Origin of the sequence: Leminorella grimontii ATCC 33999 = DSM 5078 (assembly GCF_000439085.1) — a bacterium.
Lineage (GTDB): Bacteria > Pseudomonadota > Gammaproteobacteria > Enterobacterales > Enterobacteriaceae > Leminorella > Leminorella grimontii.
In genome coordinates this window covers 576,697-597,209 of the sequence record NZ_AUUA01000001.1, presented here as the reverse complement: position 1 = coordinate 597,209, position 20,513 = coordinate 576,697, and the positions used below count along the sequence as shown (strand labels likewise).

The 20,513-nt window shown below is 53.6% G+C and carries 19 protein-coding genes; 10 read left to right on the top strand and 9 right to left on the bottom strand.

The features are described 5' to 3' along the window. Nucleotides 1-200: 200 nt before the first annotated feature. Entirely contained in the window at nt 201-1,829 is a 1,629-nt protein-coding gene (gene eptA, locus G544_RS0102730) for a phosphoethanolamine transferase EptA (protein WP_245614577.1), read from the top strand. Between the two features lie 10 nt (nt 1,830-1,839). Next, complete coding sequence (locus G544_RS0102725) at nt 1,840-2,223, top strand: diacylglycerol kinase (protein WP_027273160.1); 384 nt, start codon at nt 1,840-1,842, stop codon at nt 2,221-2,223. Nucleotides 2,224-2,276: 53 nt separating this feature from the next. Here the strand turns inward: G544_RS0102725 and qseC (G544_RS0102720) are convergent, their stop codons facing one another. Genes qseC (G544_RS0102720) through qseB form a run of 4 tightly spaced genes read right to left on the bottom strand, consistent with a single transcriptional unit; the run spans nt 2,277 to nt 6,343 of the window. Then, nucleotides 2,277-3,626 (bottom strand): quorum sensing histidine kinase QseC, encoded by a 1,350-nt coding sequence (gene qseC / locus G544_RS0102720; RefSeq protein ID WP_027273159.1) that lies wholly within the window; start codon nt 3,624-3,626, stop codon nt 2,277-2,279. Continuing rightward, nucleotides 3,623-4,285 (bottom strand): response regulator, encoded by a 663-nt coding sequence (locus G544_RS0102715; RefSeq protein WP_027273158.1) that lies wholly within the window; start codon nt 4,283-4,285, stop codon nt 3,623-3,625. Before G544_RS0102715 ends, qseC (G544_RS0102720) begins: the two co-directional genes overlap by 4 nt. Before the next feature lie 43 nt (nt 4,286-4,328). Beyond that, nucleotides 4,329-5,684 (bottom strand): quorum sensing histidine kinase QseC, encoded by a 1,356-nt coding sequence (gene qseC / locus G544_RS0102710; RefSeq protein ID WP_027273157.1) that lies wholly within the window; start codon nt 5,682-5,684, stop codon nt 4,329-4,331. Then, nucleotides 5,681-6,343: a quorum sensing response regulator transcription factor QseB gene (qseB, locus tag G544_RS0102705; protein ID WP_027273156.1), complete on the bottom strand. Its 663-nt coding sequence runs from the start codon at nt 6,341-6,343 to the stop codon at nt 5,681-5,683. The genes qseC (G544_RS0102710) and qseB overlap by 4 nt, the downstream gene beginning before the upstream one ends. Nucleotides 6,344-6,507: 164 nt before the next feature. Here qseB and G544_RS0102700 point away from each other — a divergent pair, with 164 nt between their 5' ends. The 5 genes from G544_RS0102700 (at nt 6,508) to G544_RS0102680 (ending at nt 10,451) form a co-directional block, all read left to right on the top strand. Next, nucleotides 6,508-6,909: a YgiW/YdeI family stress tolerance OB fold protein gene (locus tag G544_RS0102700; protein ID WP_027273155.1), complete on the top strand. Its 402-nt coding sequence runs from the start codon at nt 6,508-6,510 to the stop codon at nt 6,907-6,909. A 371-nt stretch (nt 6,910-7,280) separates the two neighbouring features. Then, on the top strand, nt 7,281-8,135 hold the full coding sequence (locus G544_RS21240) for a YadA C-terminal domain-containing protein (protein ID WP_051155540.1): 855 nt from the start codon (nt 7,281-7,283) through the stop codon (nt 8,133-8,135). A gap of 34 nt (nt 8,136-8,169) precedes the next feature. Next, a complete protein-coding gene (locus G544_RS21235) occupies nt 8,170-8,496 on the top strand; it encodes a hypothetical protein (RefSeq protein ID WP_051155539.1) in 327 nt (108 codons plus the stop codon). Nucleotides 8,497-8,807: 311 nt separating this feature from the next. Then, nucleotides 8,808-9,671 carry a hypothetical protein gene (locus G544_RS0102685; protein WP_027273154.1) on the top strand — a complete coding sequence of 288 codons (864 nt, stop codon included), beginning with the start codon at nt 8,808-8,810 and terminating at the stop codon, nt 9,669-9,671. A 165-nt stretch (nt 9,672-9,836) separates the two neighbouring features. Further along, entirely contained in the window at nt 9,837-10,451 is a 615-nt protein-coding gene (locus tag G544_RS0102680) for a LysE family translocator (RefSeq protein ID WP_027273153.1), read from the top strand. A 39-nt stretch (nt 10,452-10,490) separates the two neighbouring features. On the opposite strand, the gene G544_RS0102675 is transcribed toward G544_RS0102680, so the two are convergent. From G544_RS0102675 to hutW, 5 genes are all read right to left on the bottom strand, one after another. Next, the gene (locus G544_RS0102675; protein ID WP_036023077.1) at nt 10,491-11,261 is read right to left on the bottom strand and encodes a heme ABC transporter ATP-binding protein; all 771 of its coding nucleotides are present in this window, start codon (nt 11,259-11,261) and stop codon (nt 10,491-10,493) included. Then, nucleotides 11,248-12,246, bottom strand: coding sequence for a FecCD family ABC transporter permease (locus G544_RS0102670; protein ID WP_051155566.1), 999 nt, complete (start codon nt 12,244-12,246; stop codon nt 11,248-11,250). Before G544_RS0102670 ends, G544_RS0102675 begins: the two co-directional genes overlap by 14 nt. Nucleotides 12,247-12,280: 34 nt before the next feature. Then, nucleotides 12,281-12,901 carry an NAD(P)H-binding protein gene (locus G544_RS0102665; protein WP_027273151.1) on the bottom strand — a complete coding sequence of 207 codons (621 nt, stop codon included), beginning with the start codon at nt 12,899-12,901 and terminating at the stop codon, nt 12,281-12,283. Then, nucleotides 12,898-13,410, bottom strand: a complete 513-nt coding sequence (hutX, locus tag G544_RS0102660) for a heme utilization cystosolic carrier protein HutX (RefSeq protein WP_373876141.1) — start codon at nt 13,408-13,410, stop codon at nt 12,898-12,900. The genes G544_RS0102665 and hutX overlap by 4 nt, the downstream gene beginning before the upstream one ends. Nucleotides 13,411-13,503: 93 nt before the next feature. Continuing rightward, nucleotides 13,504-14,805, bottom strand: coding sequence for a heme anaerobic degradation radical SAM methyltransferase ChuW/HutW (hutW, locus tag G544_RS0102655; RefSeq protein WP_027273149.1), 1,302 nt, complete (start codon nt 14,803-14,805; stop codon nt 13,504-13,506). 416 nt (nt 14,806-15,221) lie between these two features. Between hutW and G544_RS0102645 the strand changes: the two genes are divergently transcribed. The 3 genes from G544_RS0102645 (at nt 15,222) to G544_RS0102635 (ending at nt 20,462) form a co-directional block, all read left to right on the top strand. After that, nucleotides 15,222-17,378, top strand: a complete 2,157-nt coding sequence (locus G544_RS0102645; protein ID WP_027273148.1) for a TonB-dependent receptor plug domain-containing protein — start codon at nt 15,222-15,224, stop codon at nt 17,376-17,378. Nucleotides 17,379-17,389: 11 nt separating this feature from the next. After that, nucleotides 17,390-18,232, top strand: a complete 843-nt coding sequence (locus tag G544_RS0102640; protein WP_027273147.1) for a heme/hemin ABC transporter substrate-binding protein — start codon at nt 17,390-17,392, stop codon at nt 18,230-18,232. 184 nt (nt 18,233-18,416) lie between these two features. Continuing rightward, complete coding sequence (locus G544_RS0102635; protein ID WP_027273146.1) at nt 18,417-20,462, top strand: TonB-dependent receptor domain-containing protein; 2,046 nt, start codon at nt 18,417-18,419, stop codon at nt 20,460-20,462. Nucleotides 20,463-20,513 lie beyond the last annotated feature (51 nt).

The following is a 20,513-nucleotide window of genomic DNA, read 5'->3' as shown; positions in this document are numbered from 1 at the left end:
CGGAGTCTCGTCATTTATCATTCACCTTTAGCTTTTTCAGAGGATAGGGAATGAGCCTATGGCCCATATATAGCAATAAATTTAAAGGGTTGCCAACGAACTCCGTCACTATTTTGGCTTAATAATTGATTAAGGTTTAATTGCTCAACTATGCACGTTTGAATAATTGCTATCTCTGGAGCTCTGTAGTGAGAAAAGTCTTGAAAATTCAATGCAGCGACCTGACGTTTATTCTTGGCGTGACGCTGTTTATTACGCTTGCGCAAAATACCCGATTTTTTACTCAGGCCTGGAAGATCGTCGGCGTCGATTCTCTCGCGACGTTGGTATTTTTCATCTCCATGCCGATAGTGCTCTTTTGCTTGTTGAATATTATTTTTAGCCTGCTTTTTTGGCCCTATATTCGAAAGCCCTTGGCAATCGCCTTCATTCTGATTGGCGCCGGCGTTAACTACTTTATGTATGCCTTTAACGTCGTTATCGACCGCAACATGATCCAAAATGCGCTGGAGACCAACGTTCACGAAACGCTGGATCTGGTATCGCCGCAGATGGTGATGTGGTTTACCTGTTTGGGTATTATTCCCTCCATTATTGTTCTGCTCACGAAAGTCGCGCCTTCACGAGGCGCTATACGTTTTTTTCTGACCAAAACGGCAAGTATCGTTATTTCCGCTTTAGTGGTTCTCATCATCGCGTTTTTCCTTTTTAAGGACTATGCGCCCTTTTTTCGCAACAACCGCGGGGTAGAAAAAACGCTGGTGCCGTCAAACGCCGTTGCCGGGCTGATTAGCAACGTGTCCAGCTATATTGATTCGCAAAAGCCCTTTGTGCAGATTGGGCTGGATGCAAAAAAAGGCCCGGAGGCGCAGCAGAGGAAAAAGAAAACGCTGCTGGTGCTCGTGGTTGGCGAAACGGCCAGAGCGGAAAACTTCTCGCTCGGCGGCTATTCTCGCGACACCAACCCGATGCTGTCCAAGCGCGACGGCGTGCTGTTCTTCCAGAACGTCAGCTCCTGCGGCACGGCAACGGCCGTCTCCGTACCCTGCATGTTCTCCGACATGAACCGCAAAGGTTACAGCGGCTCCAGGGCTAAGCATACCGAAGGCGTGCTTGATATTCTTGCCAGAGCGAAGGTGAACGTCTTCTGGCGTGAAAACGACGGCGGCTGTAAGGGCGTTTGCGATCGCGTACCTAATGAAGATATGACGCTGTTGAAACTCCCAGACCTTTGTAAGAACAGAGAGTGTAAGGACGATGTCCTGCTCTATAAGCTGGAAGACTATATCAACGGCCAAAATGACGACGGCATTATCGTGATGCACCAGATGGGGAGCCACGGCCCCAGCTATCACGACCGCTATACCAGCGAGTATCGAAAGTTTACGCCAACCTGCGATACCAACGATATTCAAAACTGCGACACAAAAACGCTGGTTAACACCTACGACAACACCATCGTCTATACCGACGCAATGTTAGACCAGGTGATTGCGGTTTTAGATAAACATCGGGATAAGTTCGCGACCGCCCTGATCTACCTGTCCGATCACGGTGAATCTCTGGGTGAGAACGGCCTCTACCTGCACGGCGCGCCTTACGCTATCGCACCGTCACAGCAAACGCACGTTCCGTTTATCCTGTGGACGTCGCCAGAATACCGGGAAACTCAAAATCTGGACGAAAACTGCCTGCAGAAAGAAGCCAAGACCGGTACGTTCAGCCAGGACAACCTGTTCCACTCGCTGTTAGGCATCTTTGATATCCAAACGAACGTCTATAACCCGGCTCTGGACATGTTTAAAACCTGTCGATCCGCTGCAAAATAAGGGGGTAGCGATGAGCAAAGTACAGGCCAAAGGGCTGACGAGAATCGTTAAGGCGGCGGGGTATTCGCGCGCCGGGCTGATAGCCGCTTGGCGAAACGAGGCTGCCTTCCGGCAGGAATGCCTGCTGTGCATCGTCGCTACCGCAGCGGCGCTGTGGCTAAACGTGCCGGCGATAGAGAAAATTTTACTGATAGGCTCGGTCTTTCTGGTGGTGATTGTCGAACTGCTCAACAGCGCGATTGAAGCGGTGGTGGACAGAATAGGCTATGACCATCATGAACTGTCCGGACGAGCAAAAGACATCGGTTCCGCCGCCGTGCTGGTGACGCTTATTCTCGCCGCCATCGTTTGGGGCGGCCTGCTGCTTCCTGGGCTGCTCTTCTCCGCATCATAAATCAAAACGGCGAGGTCGTTCAGGCCTCGCCGCTTGCTTTTATCCCATTCACGCTACTTAAAAGAAACTTCTGCAATAAATCCCCGCTGTTCCCCGTTTCGAAACGCCACCTTCAGGCGATGCAGCTCGGCAATCTGCTTCACGATAGAAATACCGAGGCCGCTGCCGATCTTCTTTTGCCCCGGAGGACGATAAAAACGCTCCCCCATGCGCGCCAAGTGCTCTTTCGTCACGCCCGGCCCGGAATCCTCGACGATAAACGTTTCGTGGCTCAACGTTACGTGGACGGCACCGCCTTCCGGCGTGTAGTGCAGCGCATTGTCGACCAGGTTACGGATAAGCAGCGACAGCAGGACGACGTTTCCCTGCGTCACCGGCGCATCACCCCGATAGTCGATTTTTAGCTCCGTGCCTTTGGCCTGTGCCGTATCTTCAAACGTCGGACGCATTTCTTCAAGCAGCGCGCGCCAGTTAACGGCTTCACGGTCCGGGATTTCAGACTGTGCATCCAACCTTGACAGCGTCAGCAACTGGTCGACGAGCCGGGAGGCGCGGTCAATGCCCAGCGTCAGGTTGCCTAACGCCCTCTTTTGTACTTCAGGCTTATTGGCCGTCATCTGGGCAACTTCCGTTTGCACCTTCAGCGCCGTTAGCGGGCTTCTCAGTTCGTGAGCCGCGTCGGAAACGAAGCGACGCTCCCTTCGCAGCAGATCGCCCGTTTTACGAAACAACGCGTTCAGCGCATTGACAAACGGCTGAACTTCTTTCGGCATATGCTCTTCTTCAATCGGGCTTTCGTCATCCGGCGCCCTTTTCTTTAGCGCTCGCGAAACGCGCTTAAGCGGAGCGAGTTCGTGGCTAATTAAAAAGAAAATGGCGATAAGCATGATAGGCAGCATAATGCCCCACGGCGTCACCTGATGATCCCACAGAATATTTTTGGCCAACCGCTCTCTGTAAGCGGTTTCCTGAGCGATGGCGATAACAAACCGCTTATCCTGCGAAACCAGCCACAGCACTCGCCACTTTTTCCCTTCAATAAACTGTGGCTTGTCGCCAAGCAACATCTTGTTGGGAGAATACGTTATCTCCGCTTCGTCAGTCTTGTCGCCGATTAGCCGCTTCCCTTCCCGCGTAAAAATCGCATAGGAGATCGCTTCACGCGCCTGATGACTAAAATGCGGGGAAAATGCGGTTTTTTTATCGTTGGGATCGAGCTTTAATAAATCGTCCAGCCCCGAGCGCTCAAGGCGCTGAGCGAAAAGGATCTGCTCGGCGTCGAACATCAAGCGAACGCGGTGGCGAACCTTGACATAACCAATCGCGGCGGACACCGTCCAGGACAGTACGATCAGAAGCGTAAAAATGGCGATAAGGCGCGTACGCAGGCTGAGGTTTTTCATTTATCGCTGCCCAGAGCATAGCCCATGCCGTAAATAGTTCGAATCAGGTCTTTTCCCAGCTTGTGGCGCAGGTTATGGATATACACTTCAACGGTGTTGCTGCTGACGTCGTCGCTCCAGGAATAAAGCTTTTCCTGAATCAGCGCCTTGCTCAACACGCGGCTTTTACTGAGTAAAAATAGTTCAAGCAGCTTCAGCTCTCTTGCGGTTAGCGTTACGGGTTCTCCGGCTTTGGTCACGCTGCCGCTGGCGACGTCAAACACGATATCGCCGTATTCCAGCACCGAACTCAGCTGCCCGTGCCGCCTGCGCACCAGCGCCTGCAGGCGAGCCGCGACCTCTTCAAGAGCGAAAGGCTTACACAGATAGTCATCGGCGCCGAGCTGCAGGCCGCTCACCCGCTCGTTCAGCGCGTCTCTGGCGGTAAGAATAAGCACCGGGGTATCCACCCTTTGTTGGCGCCAGTGTTTAAGGATGTCTAAACCGTCCACGTGAGGCAGGCTTAGGTCAAGAACGACGGCGTCGTAAGGCGCGGAATGTATCGCCTGCTCGCCCAGTCGCCCATCGATAAACCAGTCTACGGTAAAGCCCATCTCTTCAAGGCCAACCTTTATGCCGTCTCCAATTAACTCGTCGTCTTCGACCAAAAGAATTCTCATCCCGCTCCTTGAACGTCACTATTGTTTTAGCATCACTCTGAGTTTAGTCGATATTTATATTTAGTTCAGCCACAAAGCCGCCCTGAGGACGATTGCGGAAGCTGACGCCAAGCCCGTGCAGGCGGGCTATCCGCTCCACGATGGATAGCCCCAGCCCGCTGCCGCTTTTCTCCTGGCCCGGCGGCCTGAAAAAGCGTTCGCCTATGCGCGCAAGAAAGTCTGAATTAACGCCCGGGCCGTTGTCTTCTATGCGAAAACCGGTTGACGTCAACGTCACGGCCACGGTACTGCCCGGCGGGCTATAGCGCATCGCATTGTCCAACAGGTTGCGCAGTAAAATAGACAGCAGCAGCGGCTGGCCGCTTATCGGTTTAGGCGTCTGCTCTACCGACAGGCTAAGCTCGATGTCCTTTGCGCGCGCCTTTTGATAGTGGTCGGCAATCGCTGTCTGAAGCAGCAGCGGCCACTCAATTTCCTGAACGTCGCTCAGCTGGGACAGAGAATCCAGCCGAGACAGCGTCAAAAGCTGGTCGACGACGCGGGAAGAGCGGTCGATGCCGTCCATCAGGTTCACAACCGCGGCATTGCGCATATCGTCATCGTCCCCCGCCAGCTGAACGACCTCCGCCTGCACCTTTAGCGCGGCCAGAGGGCTTCTAAGTTCGTGTGCGGCGTCCGACGTAAAGCGTCGCTCGCGGGTCAGCATCTGACCAATGCGGGAAAACAGCCGATTCAGCGCGTCCACCATCGGCTTGACTTCGCTCGGCACCCGCTGGACGACGAGCGCCGCGTCGTCGTCAGGGCGACGCTGGTTCAGCTGATTGACGATCCGCGTTAAGGGGCGCAGCTCATAGGTAATCAGGCCGATAAGCAGCAGGATCATCATCGGTAGCGCAATCAGCCAAGGGGCCAGTTGCGATAAAATGATGTCCCTTGCCATGTCTTCTCGGTACTCCCACTCCTGACCGACGGCGACAATATGCTTTTTGTCGTGCGCCATTAGCCAAATCACGCGCCAGGGATCGTCGTCGTCAACAAGACCTCCGTCGGCAAACCCGTCGGTGCGATAGTCGAAGATTAGCCTTTTGCCGTTGTCTCCGTCGCTAAGAACGCGCTGGCCGTCAAGGGTGAAAATAGCAAACGCCAGCGCGTCGTCGTCCAGCTTGCCGCGATTGTGGCGAACCGTCTTTTTCATTTCCTGCAGGCTTTGCGGTTCAGAGAACGACTGAGGGTTTAGCACCGTTAGCCGCTTGGCAAACAGCATCTGCTGAGTGTCAAACAGTTCGTTGACGCTGTTGTTTATTTGCCACCAGGCCATCAGGCTGGCCGACGCCCAGGCCAGCAGCGCGACCAGAGAAAACAGTAAAGTTAAACGCAGCCGCAGGCTGTTGAATTTCACTTGGGTTCTCCCAGCGCATAGCCTACGCCGTAAACGGTGCGAATAGTCTCATTGCCCAGCTTGCGGCGCAGGTGGTGAATATGCACTTCGACGGCGTTGCTGGAAACGTCCTCATCCCAGTTATAAATTTTTTCTTCAATCAGTGAGCGAGGAAGCACGCGTCCCGCGTTGTGCATAAACAGCGTAAGCAGCGCGAACTCTTTTGGCTTAAGGATAACCGCCTTCCCCCGCTGGGTGACAGCCATCGTAACGGGGTCAAGCGTAATATCCCCATAGGTTAGCGTAGGCGTAAGCTGGCCGTGCCGACGGCGAATAAGCGCCTGCAGGCGAGCGGCGACTTCCGTCAGGGCAAACGGTTTGCACAGGTAGTCATCCGCTCCCTGCTGTAGCCCTTCTACGCGTTTCTCGATAGCGTCGCGCGCGGTCAAAATCAGCACCGGAACGTCATGCCCGTCGGTTCGCCAGGCGCGCAGGATGTCCATACCGTCAATGCCGGGTAAAGAGAGATCGAGCACAACGGCGTCATAGGGCGCTGCGCTTAGCGCTCTTTGGCCAACCAGGCCATCTGAAAACCAGTCCACGTTAAAGCCTAGCTTTCCCAATCCGGCTTTCAGACCGTCGCCAATCAACCTGTCGTCTTCTACCAATAAAATTCGCATGCGGTTCTCCTCGTATCCGGCCCCTTTTTACCGTATAAAAAGAGGGATATCCACCCAAGATCCCCACTATTTTTTTATTTTTTCGCCTTAAGATCTGGTTAAGAAAAAGCGTGTTAAATAGCCTGGTCAATAGAGGAAATCACATTTAAAAGAGGAGGATGTTAATGAAAAAATTAACCATGCTGGCGTTAGTCACCGCGTTAATCAGCACGCCGCTGCTGGCTCAGTCAACCGGTGGGTTCAACGGCCCGAATTCAAGCACGGCACAAACCGCGCCGGCGGGCGGTTTCTCCGGCCCAAAAGCCTCTGCGACAACGGTAGACAAGGCCCTTAAGATGAGCGACGACGCCTGGGTCACTCTGCGCGGAAACATCGTTCAGCAAATCGGCAAAGAGCTATACCTGTTTCGCGATGAAACCGGCACGATGAACGTAGACATTGACGATAAGCGCTGGCAGGGTCAGGTTGTGACGCCTGACGATCTGGTCGAACTACAGGGCGAAATCGATAAGGACTGGAATTCGATTGAGCTGGACGTGAAGCGCGTTATTAAGGTTAATAAATAGCCATACCGTGCGGGAGGCTTTCGCGCCTCCCCCGTTTTCTTATTTCTTACGCAATAGGCTCCCTATCCCCCAACGTAATACCCCCACAACGGTTTCTCTTCCGCGCTCTCTCTATTGAATCTTGTTCAAATATAACTAGCTGACTATTAGTTTATTTTTAATTGATTTAATAATTAAATTCAGAAGCAAAAATTAAAACCACAACACATTCAAAGTCATATTTAAACCTAATAAAAAACCAAATAAAAAGACTTTACACATTCTATCATTAGTCTGTAACCTCATACCGACAAAAGACTTATAAAAGACTTTCAACCAGTCATAAATCATGCGTTATTAAACTGATTAAAACTTATGTAGGAAGTATTTAGATGCACATACGTAACTTGACCGCTCTAACAGCCCTGTTCGCCGCCTCTGCTGTAGCCACTCCGGTTACAATGACTATTGACCAGTATGACGCACTGCTGCAAGCAGCCCGAACCAAGGCAAACGATGCTTATAACGCGTTTAATGCCGACCGAAGTGACTATCACAAGGCTTATGCATGGGTATATGCAGGCAATGAGGTGACGCGTATTCAAAATATGGACGTCATTTTTGCACCACCGCCGGTTGCTATAACCCCTCCGCCACAACCCAAAGCGCCAACAATCACTCAGCAACTGACCAAGGCTCCCGTCATAACATACGGCAACGCCACTCCCCCAACGCCAATCATGCAGACAAACCTGACGCCGGCGCAAAGAACGCCTCAGCCGATCGCACAGGCAATACCGCTTAAAAACGGCGTTGACGGCAAAGATGGCCGGGACGGTAAAGACGGCATAACGACGATCAGAACGATTCACAGCTATACCGTTGATACAGCGACAGTGGCGCAGGTAGACACGAACAGCGGCAATATTAACCACAATAGCTCCGCTATCTCACACAATGCCGCAGCCATTGAGCAAAACGGCCAGCAAATAGACCAAAACCATAGGGACATTGACCAGAATCGCCAGAAAATAAAGAAGGTCGGGGCAATGGCGCAGGCTATCGCGGGGCTGCACTATGACGCCAATAACAGCGGATTAGCCGTAGCCGTGGGTGAATACGATGGCGCAAGCTCCGTTGCGGGCGGCGCACAGTTTCGAACCACGTACCGCTCCGCTGCGACGGTAGGCGTCTCATGGGATGGCGACGCCGCTGGCGCTAACGTCGGCTGGCATATGTCTTTTTAACCGTACAATTTAGGCAACGAAGGAAACCTACGACATGCGTAAGATAGTCACCATCGCCCTGCTGGCTTTCGTCGCTTTTGGCTGTTCTGCAATGGAAATACGCGATCGGGCTCAGCGTCCTGATAGTCAGCAGCAGAAACAGCAAAAGGCAGAACGGGTTAAAATATTCAAAGGCTATGGATTAGAATTCAGGCTGGTTTCAGAAGATGAAGCCTATATCAACGGCAAGCGCGCGCAGATTGCGGAACGCGAGCCTACCGCCACCGTTTATACCGAAGCGCAGTATTCAGTGATTTACTACCGTAAAGGCAAAGCGGCGCTGTCAGCGTTCAACAGGTTTATTGGTTATCTGAAACAATGAACCGCGCCGTTTAGCCTGACGTACGGCAACGACAACGGAGCCAGCTTGCCGCTGGCTTTTCTAACTATCCCTTCAAACAAATGCGTTCGCATCTACATTCATATCGTTTAATAGCCATCGGCAATTAATTGACATATCAAAGACTACTAAGATAATAAGTCTTTGGAAAACGCATCCGTATCACACCGCATTGGTATGACTTCACTGTACGTCATACCGTTGATAAACGTTTTCATCCGGGCGGTTAATGGTGTGTTTAGGGAGTCTGTGATAATCTATAAAAGATAGAATACCAACAGGAAGTCGCCGAAATGTTTCACATTTTTCTTGAATTCTCCGACCTTGAGCCGGGTGTGAAGTCAGTAGAAGATCTTAACTATGTCTTACGAGATGCCGACAGGCAGTCAGCCTTCGTGATGTCTCATGAGGTCGCAAAGTTTGTTAAAGATGCGATGACGTTCGGTAATCCTATTAAAACCTTCAAGAACTGCCGATTTGCCTTCAACGACGGTGCGGAATTTGTGGAGTTCGACGGCAGCGGCAAGCCAAAGAAATTTGCCGATCCGATACCCGCCTGGTTTCAAACGCCTAACCAATTCGCTCGGGGCCAATGGTTAATTAATCATGAACTGCATGACCTTATCACGCCTGAATTTATCACGACATTTCTGGAAATGTTCCAGGACGTCAAGAAGCGCCGCGAGCACTGCAATCTGCTGTTCGACCTTCAGTTAAACGACCCGTCGTCACGAGAAAAACCTGCCCCGTCGACGAACAGGTCAGGAAATAAGAACGGAATAACCACAAAGCCAAAAGTTGCAGACTTACAGTCGTTTGAAATCTTCGCTCAGTTTTTTAACCGTCTGAAAACCGCGGTAAACGCTGACCAGTTCCCTACGCTGCAGGTATTGACTAATAGTGAAAACGTCGCGAAGGTGCCGAACGCGCTAAAAGGCTCCGTGCGTACCTGGTTTAAGTCAATTACCGGGGAATTGCCGCCAAACAATAAGAGAGTCGAGGCCGGTAACGCCGAGCTGTTCTGTGCGCCTATACGTCAGCATATCCATCAGATTGAAAGCTATGGGTTAGAGACATATTATCGCGCGCTGTCGCAGGCTATTGCACAAGCCGGAGAACAGTTTATCGCCGACTTTGCGTTCAAATTTCCTAAATAATCCGGGGCAAGCGGCTTTCGCCGCTGTTCAAAGAGACGTTTTAAAACCGCATCGCTATCGCCCCTGAAGCGAGCTACGTTCCCTTGGCTGCTTTTCCCCCTTGTTTTTCAGCCCAATGCTCTGACATTATGGACAATTGTGCGTTTACGCTTTCCCGGAGCCGCTATGTTAGAAACCTCGCTTTTTGTCGCCACCATCGCAACCCTCGGCATGCTGTCCCCCGGGCCTGATTTCTTCTTGGTGATAAAGAACGCCGCGCGCTATCGCCGCTCGGTGGCTATGGTGACCGCGCTTGGGATAATCGTTGCGGTAGCGACCCACATGGCCTACTGCGTCGCGGGCCTGGCGGTGGTGATAACGACCACGCCCTGGCTGTTTAACCTGTTAAAGTACGCCGGAGCGGGCTATCTCATCTGGATTGGCATACAGGCGCTGTTGGCTAAAGGCGCGGGAAAGATGGACGTATCGCAGGTCGAACGGCAGCAAACAACCTACAAGAACGCGTTTATTCAGGGATACCTGTGCAATCTGCTTAATCCAAAGGCCACGCTGTTTTTCCTTTCGGTTTTTACTCAGGTGCTGAGCCTGGACTCCAGTACGGGAGAAAAGCTGTGGTACGCCTTTATCATCTGGATCCTCGCGGCCATTTGGTGGCCTCTGCTGGTCGTTCTTATTCAAAGCGCTCCCGTTCGGCGCGGGCTGGCAAAGGTGCAGCGCTCTGTAGATAAGGTCCTTGGCGTCGTGTTGATTGGGTTGGGCATAAAGGTCGCCTTGAGCTAAGCGGCTTTTGCCGCCGCCCAAGAACATTTAGTGACATTGTCACTGACGTAGATAAATTTGCGGCTGCTGCGTTTCAGGGTGGCGCTGAATGCCCAAATCAGCCTGATACCATCGGGTCAGCGATTCAGCCTGCATAACCTGCTCCGGCGTCCCCTGCGCCACCAGTTTTCCCTGATGCAACAGCACGACGCGGTCAGCGTAAAGCGCCGCCAGGTTGAGATCGTGCAGTACGCAGCAAACGTTGAAATTCAGCTCCTGCGTTAGCTGTTTAAGCAGCCTCAGGGTCTGCTGCTGGTGATAAAGGTCGAGCGCCGACGTAGGCTCATCGAGAAACAGCCATTTGGCTTCAGGCTCAGGTTGCCACAGCTGAACCAGCACGCGGGCCAGCTGAACCCGCTGCTGCTCCCCGCCGGACAGCTGTCGATAGTCGCGATTGGCCAAAGGCATGCACTCCGTTCGCGCCATCACTTGCTCAATAGCCTCATGCTGGCGCGCCTTGCCGTAGGGAAAGCGCCCCATCGTCACGACGTCTCTGACGCTAAAGGGAAAGGCCAGCCCGGAATGCTGGCGCATCACTGCGCGTGTGCGCGCCAGCGCGTGAGGACACCATTCCGACAGCCGTTTTCCCATCAGGCGACACTCTCCCTGAGACGGCCTCAAATAGCCGGTCAACAGGCGAAGAAGCGTTGATTTACCTGCGCCGTTTGGCCCAATAATTGTGACCAGCTCGCCGGGGTTGAGCTTCAGGCTGACGTCCTGCGTCAGGCAAAGCCGCCCGGCCTGATAATAAACGCCCTCAGCCTCCAGCATGAGTGCCTCCTTTAGGTTTAACAATAAGCCACAAGAAATACGGGCCGCCGATAAGGCTGGTAATCAGCCCAACGGGCATCTCGGACGGCGCGGCCGCCGTTCTCGCAATCGTATCTGCCAGTAACAGCAGGCACGCGCCCCCCAGCGCCGCGCCGGGCAGAAGCCAGCGGTGATCGGCGCCGATGCGCATGCGGATCAGGTGTGGAATAACCAGCCCGATGAAGCCGATGATGCCGCTAACGGCAACGCAAACGCCGACCAGCAGCGCGCTTAACACCAACAGCCTGATTTTGATTTGGTGAACGTTGACGCCGAGATAGTGCGCCTCTTCATCGCCAAGCTGCAGCAGGTTCAGGCGGCTGGCGGACAGCAGCGTCAACAGCGTGACGGGAACAATAACCGACGCGGCGATAGCCAGCGTAGACCACTGCGCCTGCCCCAGGCTGCCCATCATCCAAACGGACAGCTGGCGAAGCTGCTGATCGTCGCCTACGTAGCTTAATATCCCAACCGCAGAGCCGCACAGCGCGTTAATGGCGATACCGGCCAGCAGCAGGCGGGACATCGTTCCGTGGCTGCTGCGGCTCAGCAAAAAGATAATTATGCTGACGGCTAAACTACCAAGGAATGCGGCAACCATATGGCCATAAAGGCCAAGCGCATAGGGAAAAACGATGGCCAGGCCGACAAACATCGCCGCTCCGCTGCTGAGGCCGAGCAGTCCCGGATCCGCCAGCGGATTACGGAACAGCCCCTGCATGACCGCGCCGGACGTCGCCAGAGCGCAACCCACCACGGCGGCCAGCAGCACTCTGGGCAGGCGAATGTTTAACCAGATATCCCAGACGACGTCGTCCGCAGACGCGTGCCAAAGCGTGGCGAACGACAGCTTTAGCGCACCGAGGTTCGCCGCCGACAGGGTGAGTACCAGCAATAGCGCCAACAGCCCCCACAGTACCGTTTTTGCATAGCGATAGCTTTTCAAACTGCTTTTCAATTGCGATGCCTCTGCAACAGGATTATCGAACCGGCGCCAGCCCTGGCTCGATCAGGCTATAAACCTGTCCGCTCAGACCGCTACCGATGAGATTGGCAATGGTTAACGCCACGTCGCTGCGGTTGACGAACCCATGCACTTCCTGATGCTGATAGCACTGCGCTTTTCCCGTCGCTTCGCCGTTTAAAAGGCCGCCAGGACGAAGAATGCCGTAGTTAAGCCCGCTGGTCTGTAGCCACACCTCCGCCAGCGACTTCTCTCTAACCGCTTGCCCAAACGCCGCCTTGGCGCGATCGGACAGCGTTGGCCAACTGTCGCCGCAGCCGAGCGACGTCACCATCACCATATCCTTTATGCCCGCTTTTTCGGCGGCGTCGATAACGGTACGGTGCGCCAGATAGTCATGGCTGCCGCCCATCGTAGAAACGATGGTGCAATCCGCTCCCGCCATCGTACAAATTCGCTCGACCGCGGCGGCATCCGTCGCATCGCCAACCAGAGCGATAACGCCCCGCTCGCGCAGGCGCGCTGCGTCCTCTTCTCTACGCAGCAAAGCAAAAACCTGCCGTTGGTGCGCCAATGCGTATTCAAGTACGTGAGCGCCGGTTCCCTTCGCCGCCCCAAAGATTAACCACACGCTCATTTAGCGCCGCTCGCTAAGCCCGCGCCCAGGCGCCGGAAGGCCTCAACCTGCTCGGGCAGAAGCTGGCGGTGGCTGTCGCGACCAAGGAAAACCTTGAACATCGCCTGCTTTTGCTCATTGAAAAATACGATAGAAGCGGTCGCCATGCCCATAAACGGACGCTCGATAAGCGCAATATGCCGGACGTTTTCCGCCTTGATGTGCCCACTCAGACCGTTCTTTCCGCGCAGGTTAAAATAGCCGTGGCGATGGAAGCCGGAAGGCAGTTCGCCGTGAAACTCCAAAATGACGTCATGATTGTGAACCAGCGTGGTTAACGGCCCCCAGGTGGTCAGCTCATCCCATACGGCGTCAAACTTTTCGCCGCCGACCAGCGTGCGCGAGGGTAAGGCGTCTACCACGTCCAGCAGCGACGTCTGGTATTGACGCGCTATGTCCTCCAGCGTGCCGTCTGGATTGGTCTTCATAAATTCACTCAGGCCGGTTTCATTCAGGCTTACTTCACTCATGGGAATGTCCTTTCTAATCACGTTATGGTTTTATCTTCTTGATATCTATGCCGTCAGTGGACAGCGGAATAGATCGGGGATAAGGCGATAGCCTTAGGCGTTAAGCTGCATAACCAGCTGCTGCAAAGAGCCTAGCAGGTTACTGGCCCAAAACCGCCCTTCGTCCGTCAGCCGAACGCAGAGATCGTCATCGCGCACGAGCCCGGCCTGACGCCACTGGGATACCAGCGGCGTCAGCTCCCCAGCTCGCGGCGTGAGTGCGGGCAGGTCAATTCTTCCCACCTCGATGCCCGCCTGCAGCTCGTGCCGCCAGCGAGAAGCGCTTCCCGCTGGCTGAGTCATCATCATTATCGGCTTGCGGCCTGCATCAAGGGTTTGATAGTAGCTTTCCAGACGGCGCTCCATCATATAGGCCTGCCCGTTCAGGTTGCCCCCGGCGCCCGATCCCATGGCCAGGCAGTCGGCGCCCTGTTTAATCAGCAGGTTGTAGAGATTGCGTTCGCGGGTCGTCCTCGCCCAGTGGCTGTTGCTCAACTGGCGCCATCCGTACTGGTCTAAAATGTCGGCGCCCTGAAGATAAAAATCGCGGCGAGCGGAGACGTCCGGCAGCGTGACGCGCTGGTTTTCCGCCGCTTTGGCCAGCGGCGTTGTCGGCAGCAGGTTTAGCGCGTACAGGTCGACGCCGTCTAGGCCTATATCTCTAACGATGGCGATATCTTCACGCCAGGTTTCCGTTGTCTGCCCCGGGAGGCCGAAAATCAGATCGCACACCACGGCGGCCTTGTCCCGCTTGCACAGGTTTTGCAAAAACGCGATGGACTGCTCTTTATCCGAGGTTCTGGCCATACGCTGGCGAATATGGGTATCAAAGGTCTGAATGCCGATAGAAAAACGGTTTGCCCCCGCAGCCAGGCAGGCGTCAATGCGCTCGTCGTTAAAATTGAGGATCCGCCCTTCAACCGTTATTTCACAGTCCGGCGCCAGCGGAAGGCTCGACTTTAGCCGCTCAATAATGCGAAACAGCCCATCGGCTGAAAGAGACGTCGGCGTTCCGCCGCCAAAATAAACGGCATGGATCGGCGCGGACTGATGCAGGCGGCTGCCCGCTTCCAGAGAAATCTCTTTGAGCAGATAGTCAACGTAGCGCTGCGCGCTATCTTCATGAAACTTGTTCTGATAAAAGCCGCAAAAGGTGCAGTGGGTGGCGCAAAATGGAATGTGAAGATACAGCAGGCGCTTACGCGCAGGCACCGTCGTTTGAATAAGCGAAAACCAGGCGTCATTTATTTCTTCCGGCGCAAGCGGCACGCTGTTGCGCCACGGCATCGTTGCATGACGATCGGGAAAAGGCAAAGGGCCGGGCTGAGCATAGTAAGGCGTTAAATCAATAGCCATCTTTGGATCTCTGATTTGTTCTGACGTTTTAAGCTAAATTCACCGCATTAAATGATAATAATAATCGTTTATCAAATGAAATTTTTCTCACTAATACGGGGTATTTTTTGATCTCCCCGTTTAGCCGTTTATAAAAATTTTCTTTTTTTTAACAAATTCCTTTGGATATAAAGATGTATTTTTTATGTTTGTTTTCATTTCATTATGTTCTTTTATTAAATGCAAATGTTAATCATTTGCAAAAACAAACCAGGGTTAATTATTTAACTCATTGATATTTTTTATATTTACTCCAAAAAAATAATTTTGATTTTTATGACTGCGATCAAATATCGGTAAATTAGTACTCGAAACTCATCTTTTCTTTCTTTATAAAAGCCAACGATAATCATTCTCATTAAAAACAGAGAAAAAATATGAAAGCTACGATAAAGACAAGGAAAACTTTTTTAACCACCCTTCTTCCTCTGCTAATGATTTCCAACGCTAGTGCCGAAGCGATATCTGGATCGGACAAAGAAAAAGAAGACGAGACGATGGTGGTCAGCGCCAGCCGTACGGAAAAACCGCTGTGGGAAAGCCCGGTGTCCATTCAGGTCATTGACCGTCAGGCGCTGGACAAGCTTACCGGCGATTCCGTGGCCGAAGCCCTGCGCGACGTTCCCGGCGTAGAGATCTATGACAATGCGCTTGCGGGTAGAAAACAAATCCGCATCCGCGGTGAAGCGCCGTCAAGAGTGCTGCTGCTTATCGACGGTCAAGAGGTCACTTACCAACGCTCCGGCCACACTTCTGGCCCCGGCCTGCTGATTGACAGCTCTGCGCTCGAACGTATCGAAGTCGTTAAAGGGCCCCATTCAGTGCTTTACGGCTCACAGGCCATTGGCGGCGTTATCAACTTTATCACCAAAAAAGGCGGTGATAAGCCGATCGGCGGTAAGGTCAACGTCGTTTATGACGGCGCAACCGACGGCTGGGCGGAGTCGGCCGCCGTTTACGGCTCGGTCGGGGGATTCGACTATCGTCTGAACGCCAGCTATGCCGACTATGGCGATCGCGATACGCCGGACGGCCGCCTGCCCAATACCGGCTTCGACAATCAAAGCCAAGGAGCATGGCTGGGCTATACGCTGGGTAAACACAAGGTCGGGCTTTCTCTCGATCGCTACAAGCTGGATACTCAAACCTACTTCGACGAACCGGGTTATCAGGCCTTTAGCGTAAAAATCCCCAAGCTGACGCGCGAAAAGATTGGCCTGTTCTATGACTACCGGCTCGACGGCGACGTACTGAAAAATCTCCACCTGGACGGCTATCACCAGGAAACCGAGCGCCAGTTCCGCAATCATGTGGAAGTCAGCACGGCGACGGGCAGCCCAATGATCGGTGACCTGAACGTTGCAACGAAAAGCAATATTAATGATAAACAGAAGACGGACGGGATAACGTTCCAAGCCGACCTGACGCCGTTTAACAACGACACGCTTATCTTTGGCGCACAGTATCAACGTGACAAGGTCACGCAAGATTCTTTAAGCCAAGTGGCGTCCTCCACGTCAACCGGCTTTCCCCCGGCAACTAACTACCAGCGGCAGAAGGACTCTGATAACGCTTGGGAGCAGTCTAACTGGGCGCTCTTTGCTCAAAACGAGCTGCAAATAGCAGAAGACTGGACCTGGACGCTGGGCGCTCGCCAGTACTGGCTGGAGTCGAAAGTTCTTAGCGGGCACAGCCGCACCGTTCATTCAAGCCAAGGAACAAGCTATGCGACGGAAAATGAAAAAACCGTCAGAGACAACACGCTGACAACGTCTACCAGCCTGCGCTATTCCGGCTTCGCCAATACCGAGCTGCGCTTCTCTTATGCCGAGGGTTACGTATTCCCTACTCTGTCTCACCTGTTCATCGAATCGACCGCAGGCGGCAGCGGCATACTCTACGGCAACCCGAACCTGAAGGCGGAAACCTCCGATAACTATGAAATCGGGCTTCGTTATAACGGCCACCAGTGGTTCATTGACACCGCCGTTTACTACTCCGTAGCCGATAACTACATCACGACGCTGCCCTGCAGCGGCGGCGCGGTCTGTAACGGTAACAGCAACGGCAGCCGTTCAGCCTATGAGTACTACGCCAACGCGGATAAGGCCTATACCTACGGCATGGAGCTTCACGCGGAATACAGCGGCTGGGCCGTCGTTCCTTACGTCACCGGCAACATGATGCAGCGCGAGCTGAAGATGGAAAACCGAAGCACCTATGACACCGGCGAGCCGATGCTGACGGGCCGTTTCGGCGTGAAGAAAAGCCTGTTCCTGGACTTTATGGACCTAGACGCTGATTTCTATATCCGCGCGGCGTCCGGAGCAGATAACAAAATGACCGACAAAGAGTACCACTATCCGGGCTGGGCGACGGCAAACCTGGAGCTAACCGGCTACTTTGGCTCTGAAAACCAGTATCAGGTCAACCTGGCGCTGAATAACCTGACGGATAAGCGCTACCAAACGGCGCACGAAAGTATTCCGGCATCCGGTTTTAATACCGCCGTCAGCTTTGGTTTTAGCTTCTAAGGAGACGCTGAATGATTCGACTACTTACTCTAGTGGCGGCGCTTAGCGCCCCCTTATGGCTGCAGGCTCAGGAGCGAGTCGTCATCGCGGGCGGTTCGCTGACCGAGGTGGTATACGCGCTGGGCGCTGGCGATGAGGTTATCGCGGTGGATCAGACAACCTCATATCCGCCGCAAACCCAGTCGTTGCCGCAGATAGGCTATTGGAAGCAGCTCAGCAGCGAGGGCATCCTCGCACTAAAGCCAACGCTGTTTTTGACCTGGAGTGACGCTGAGCCCGGGTACGTGCTAAGCCAGCTGCCAAAGCTCGGCGTTAAGGTCGTGGCGCTTCCCCGTACGCCGGCCACCGTTTCCCAGCTAAGCGACAACATTCGCCAGGTCGCCACTGTGCTTAACCGTCAGGCGGCGGGTGACGCGCTGATCGCCGACATTGAGAAAACGCTCATCACGGTCAAAGAGAACGTAGATAGGCACGCCAAGAAAACCAACGTGCTGTTTTTACTCAATATTGACAACGCCGAGCCTCAGGTTGCTGGCAGGCAAAGCATTGCCGACGGCATTATGGCAATGGCGGGTGGCGTTAACGTCGCCGCTCACGTTCAGTACAAAAAGTACAGCGGTGAAGGCATTATCAGCAGTAATCCAGACGTTATTGTGGTAACACAACAGAGCCTGAGCGTCGCCGGCGGAATGGCAAAGCTTGGCGAGATCCCCGGCGTACAGCAAACGCCAGCCTGGAAAAATCAGCGCATCGTCGCCATCGACAGAGCGATTATTCTGGGCATGGGGCCCCGCGTCGGGCTGGCGGTAGAGCAGCTTTATCAGGGATTCTACCCTGCCAATGGCGATAACTGATTAAAACGTTCCATCTATTTCCTTCATCTCGCCTTCGCGCTTCGGCCGGAGGCGAATTTATTTGTAAAGATTTCTCAATAAAATGCTTGATCAAATCTAAATAGAAATTATTATCATTGCGATTTCTTTACATAACCACACAAATTCACACAGATGTTTTCATACCGTTGAGTAGGGATAATAAATGAAAAACAACTCGCTAAATCGCCTCACGTTGGCCATTATCGGCAGCTTCGCCCTCCCCGTCTTTGCTGCCGACGGTGATGAGACGATGGTCGTAACAGCGTCCGGCTTCCAACAGTCTATTCGCAACGCCCCCGCCAGCATCTCCGTCGTTACGCGTGAAGATTTAGAGAAAAAGCCGTTCCATAATCTGGCTGACGCCGTTAAAGACGTTGAAGGCATCAGCATCACCGGCAGTGAAACCAACACCCAGGACATCTCTATTCGCGGCTTACCCGGCGACTACACGCTGATCCTGGTCGACGGCAAGCGCCAGAACAGCCGTGAATCACGCCCGAACGGCAGCGGCGGTTTTGAAGCCGGCTTTATTCCTCCGATGGAAGCGATTGAACGCATCGAGGTCATTCGCGGCCCAATGTCCGCACTGTACGGCTCTGACGCTATGGGCGGCGTTATCAACATCATCACCCGCAAAGTCGGCACCGAATGGGTCGGCGCGGTCGGTATGGACGCCACCATTCAGGAAAACGCCGATTCCGGTAACCTCTACGGTGGCAATTTCTACCTTTCAGGCCCGCTGATGGACAATCTGCTCGGCTTCCAAATCTACGGCAACGCTAACTACCGCCCTGAAGACGACATTATTGGCGGCTATAACAAAAACGATAACAAAAACTTCACCACCAAATTCAGCATTTCGCCGACCGAATCTCAAGATATTACGCTGGAAGCCGGCCGCACCGTACAAAAGCGCGAGTCAACGCCGGGGAAATCTATCGATGCCTATACCATTCGCGGCGGCTTAAAGCAGCCCAATGCAAAAACCGATTTGAGCAACGAGCGCAACCACTGGGGCATCACCCATAACGGCCGCTGGGACTTTGGCTTTACCGACGTCAGCGTTTATCAGGAAAAAACCAAGCGCATCACCAAAAGCTATAAGCTAGACGCCACTACTGGCGCCTGGAACGGCGGCTACGACGCTCGAAGGCCTGAAATCACCAACACGGTGGTCGACGCCAAAATGACGCTGCCTCTACCGAGCAACATGGTGACCATTGGCGGTCAGTACCAGTATTCCGAACTGGAAGACAGCTCGACGATTGGCAAAGGAAAGACGGAAGGCGCCAATATTTCGGCCTACCAGCAGTCCCTGTTCGTCGAAGATGAAATCTCGTTAACCGACGATCTGATCTTTACCGGCGGCGTTCGCCTTGACGATCACGAGACCTACGGCGACTACTGGAACCCTCGCGGTTACCTGGTTTATCACCTGACGGACGAAATTACGCTGAAAGGCGGCGTGGCTAAAGCGTTCCGCGCCCCTACGCTTCGCGAGATAAGCCCCAGCTACGGCACAGCAACCCAGGGCGGCGCGGGCATCATTTACGGCGATCCTAACCTGAAGCCGGAAACCAGCGTAAACGAAGAAATAGGCATCGCCTACGATCACGAATCGGGCTTCAGCGCCGCGCTGACGCTGTTTAACACCGACTTTAAAAACAAGCTCACCAGCTACAGTACGGGCACTAAAGATCCCATTACCGGCCTGAATCTTTATACTTTTGACAACGTCGGCGAAGCCAATATCAAGGGCGTAGAAGCGGCGACCAGCATTCCTCTCGTTCCCTCGTGGAAGCTGGACTTAAACTATACCTATCTGGACTCCAAGCGTACGAGCGACGATGAGTCCTTCAGCAGCGGGGTTTCGCTAAAAGGCGAACCGCTGGCGCAAACGCCGAAGCACAGCGCCAACGGCAAGCTGACTTGGGAGGTTAACGACAGGCTGGAAACCTACGCGCGCGTCACCTACACCGGCAAGCAGGTGTGGGCCGGGCAGCGCAACGGCTATACCGGCCCCCGCTATCGCGACGCCTTTACGACCGCTGATGTAGGCGGCTCTTATCAGATTAGCAAAAACGCCCAGCTGAACATGGCCGTACTCAATATCACCGACGAAACCGGGGATGATATTGATACCAACGGCGGCAACTGGATCGTTGAAGACGGCCGCCGCTTCTGGGTCGGCCTCAATCTGAAGTTCTAACCCTCATGCGGTATCCGTTACCGGGTACCGCTATTTTCTCTTCGGAAATGT

Bases quoted from the DNA above. Each gene is read 5' to 3' on its own strand.
- G544_RS0102645 (WP_027273148.1), top strand. From the start codon at position 15,222: ATGAAAGCTACGATAAAGACAAGGAAAACTTTTTTAACCACCCTTCTT.
- G544_RS0102640 (WP_027273147.1), top strand. From the start codon at position 17,390: ATGATTCGACTACTTACTCTAGTGGCGGCGCTTAGCGCCCCCTTATGG.
- G544_RS0102700 (WP_027273155.1), top strand. From the start codon at position 6,508: ATGAAAAAATTAACCATGCTGGCGTTAGTCACCGCGTTAATCAGCACG.
- G544_RS0102675 (WP_036023077.1), bottom strand. From the start codon at position 11,261: ATGCTGGAGGCTGAGGGCGTTTATTATCAGGCCGGGCGGCTTTGCCTG.
- G544_RS21235 (WP_051155539.1), top strand. From the start codon at position 8,170: ATGCGTAAGATAGTCACCATCGCCCTGCTGGCTTTCGTCGCTTTTGGC.
- qseC (WP_027273159.1), bottom strand. From the start codon at position 3,626: ATGAAAAACCTCAGCCTGCGTACGCGCCTTATCGCCATTTTTACGCTT.
- qseB (WP_027273156.1), bottom strand. From the start codon at position 6,343: ATGCGAATTTTATTGGTAGAAGACGACAGGTTGATTGGCGACGGTCTG.
- hutW (WP_027273149.1), bottom strand. From the start codon at position 14,805: ATGGCTATTGATTTAACGCCTTACTATGCTCAGCCCGGCCCTTTGCCT.
- G544_RS0102635 (WP_027273146.1), top strand. From the start codon at position 18,417: ATGAAAAACAACTCGCTAAATCGCCTCACGTTGGCCATTATCGGCAGC.
- hutX (WP_373876141.1), bottom strand. From the start codon at position 13,410: ATGAGTGAAGTAAGCCTGAATGAAACCGGCCTGAGTGAATTTATGAAG.
- G544_RS0102685 (WP_027273154.1), top strand. From the start codon at position 8,808: ATGTTTCACATTTTTCTTGAATTCTCCGACCTTGAGCCGGGTGTGAAG.
- G544_RS0102680 (WP_027273153.1), top strand. From the start codon at position 9,837: ATGTTAGAAACCTCGCTTTTTGTCGCCACCATCGCAACCCTCGGCATG.
- G544_RS0102665 (WP_027273151.1), bottom strand. From the start codon at position 12,901: ATGAGCGTGTGGTTAATCTTTGGGGCGGCGAAGGGAACCGGCGCTCAC.
- G544_RS0102725 (WP_027273160.1), top strand. From the start codon at position 1,840: ATGAGCAAAGTACAGGCCAAAGGGCTGACGAGAATCGTTAAGGCGGCG.
- G544_RS21240 (WP_051155540.1), top strand. From the start codon at position 7,281: ATGCACATACGTAACTTGACCGCTCTAACAGCCCTGTTCGCCGCCTCT.
- G544_RS0102715 (WP_027273158.1), bottom strand. From the start codon at position 4,285: ATGAGAATTCTTTTGGTCGAAGACGACGAGTTAATTGGAGACGGCATA.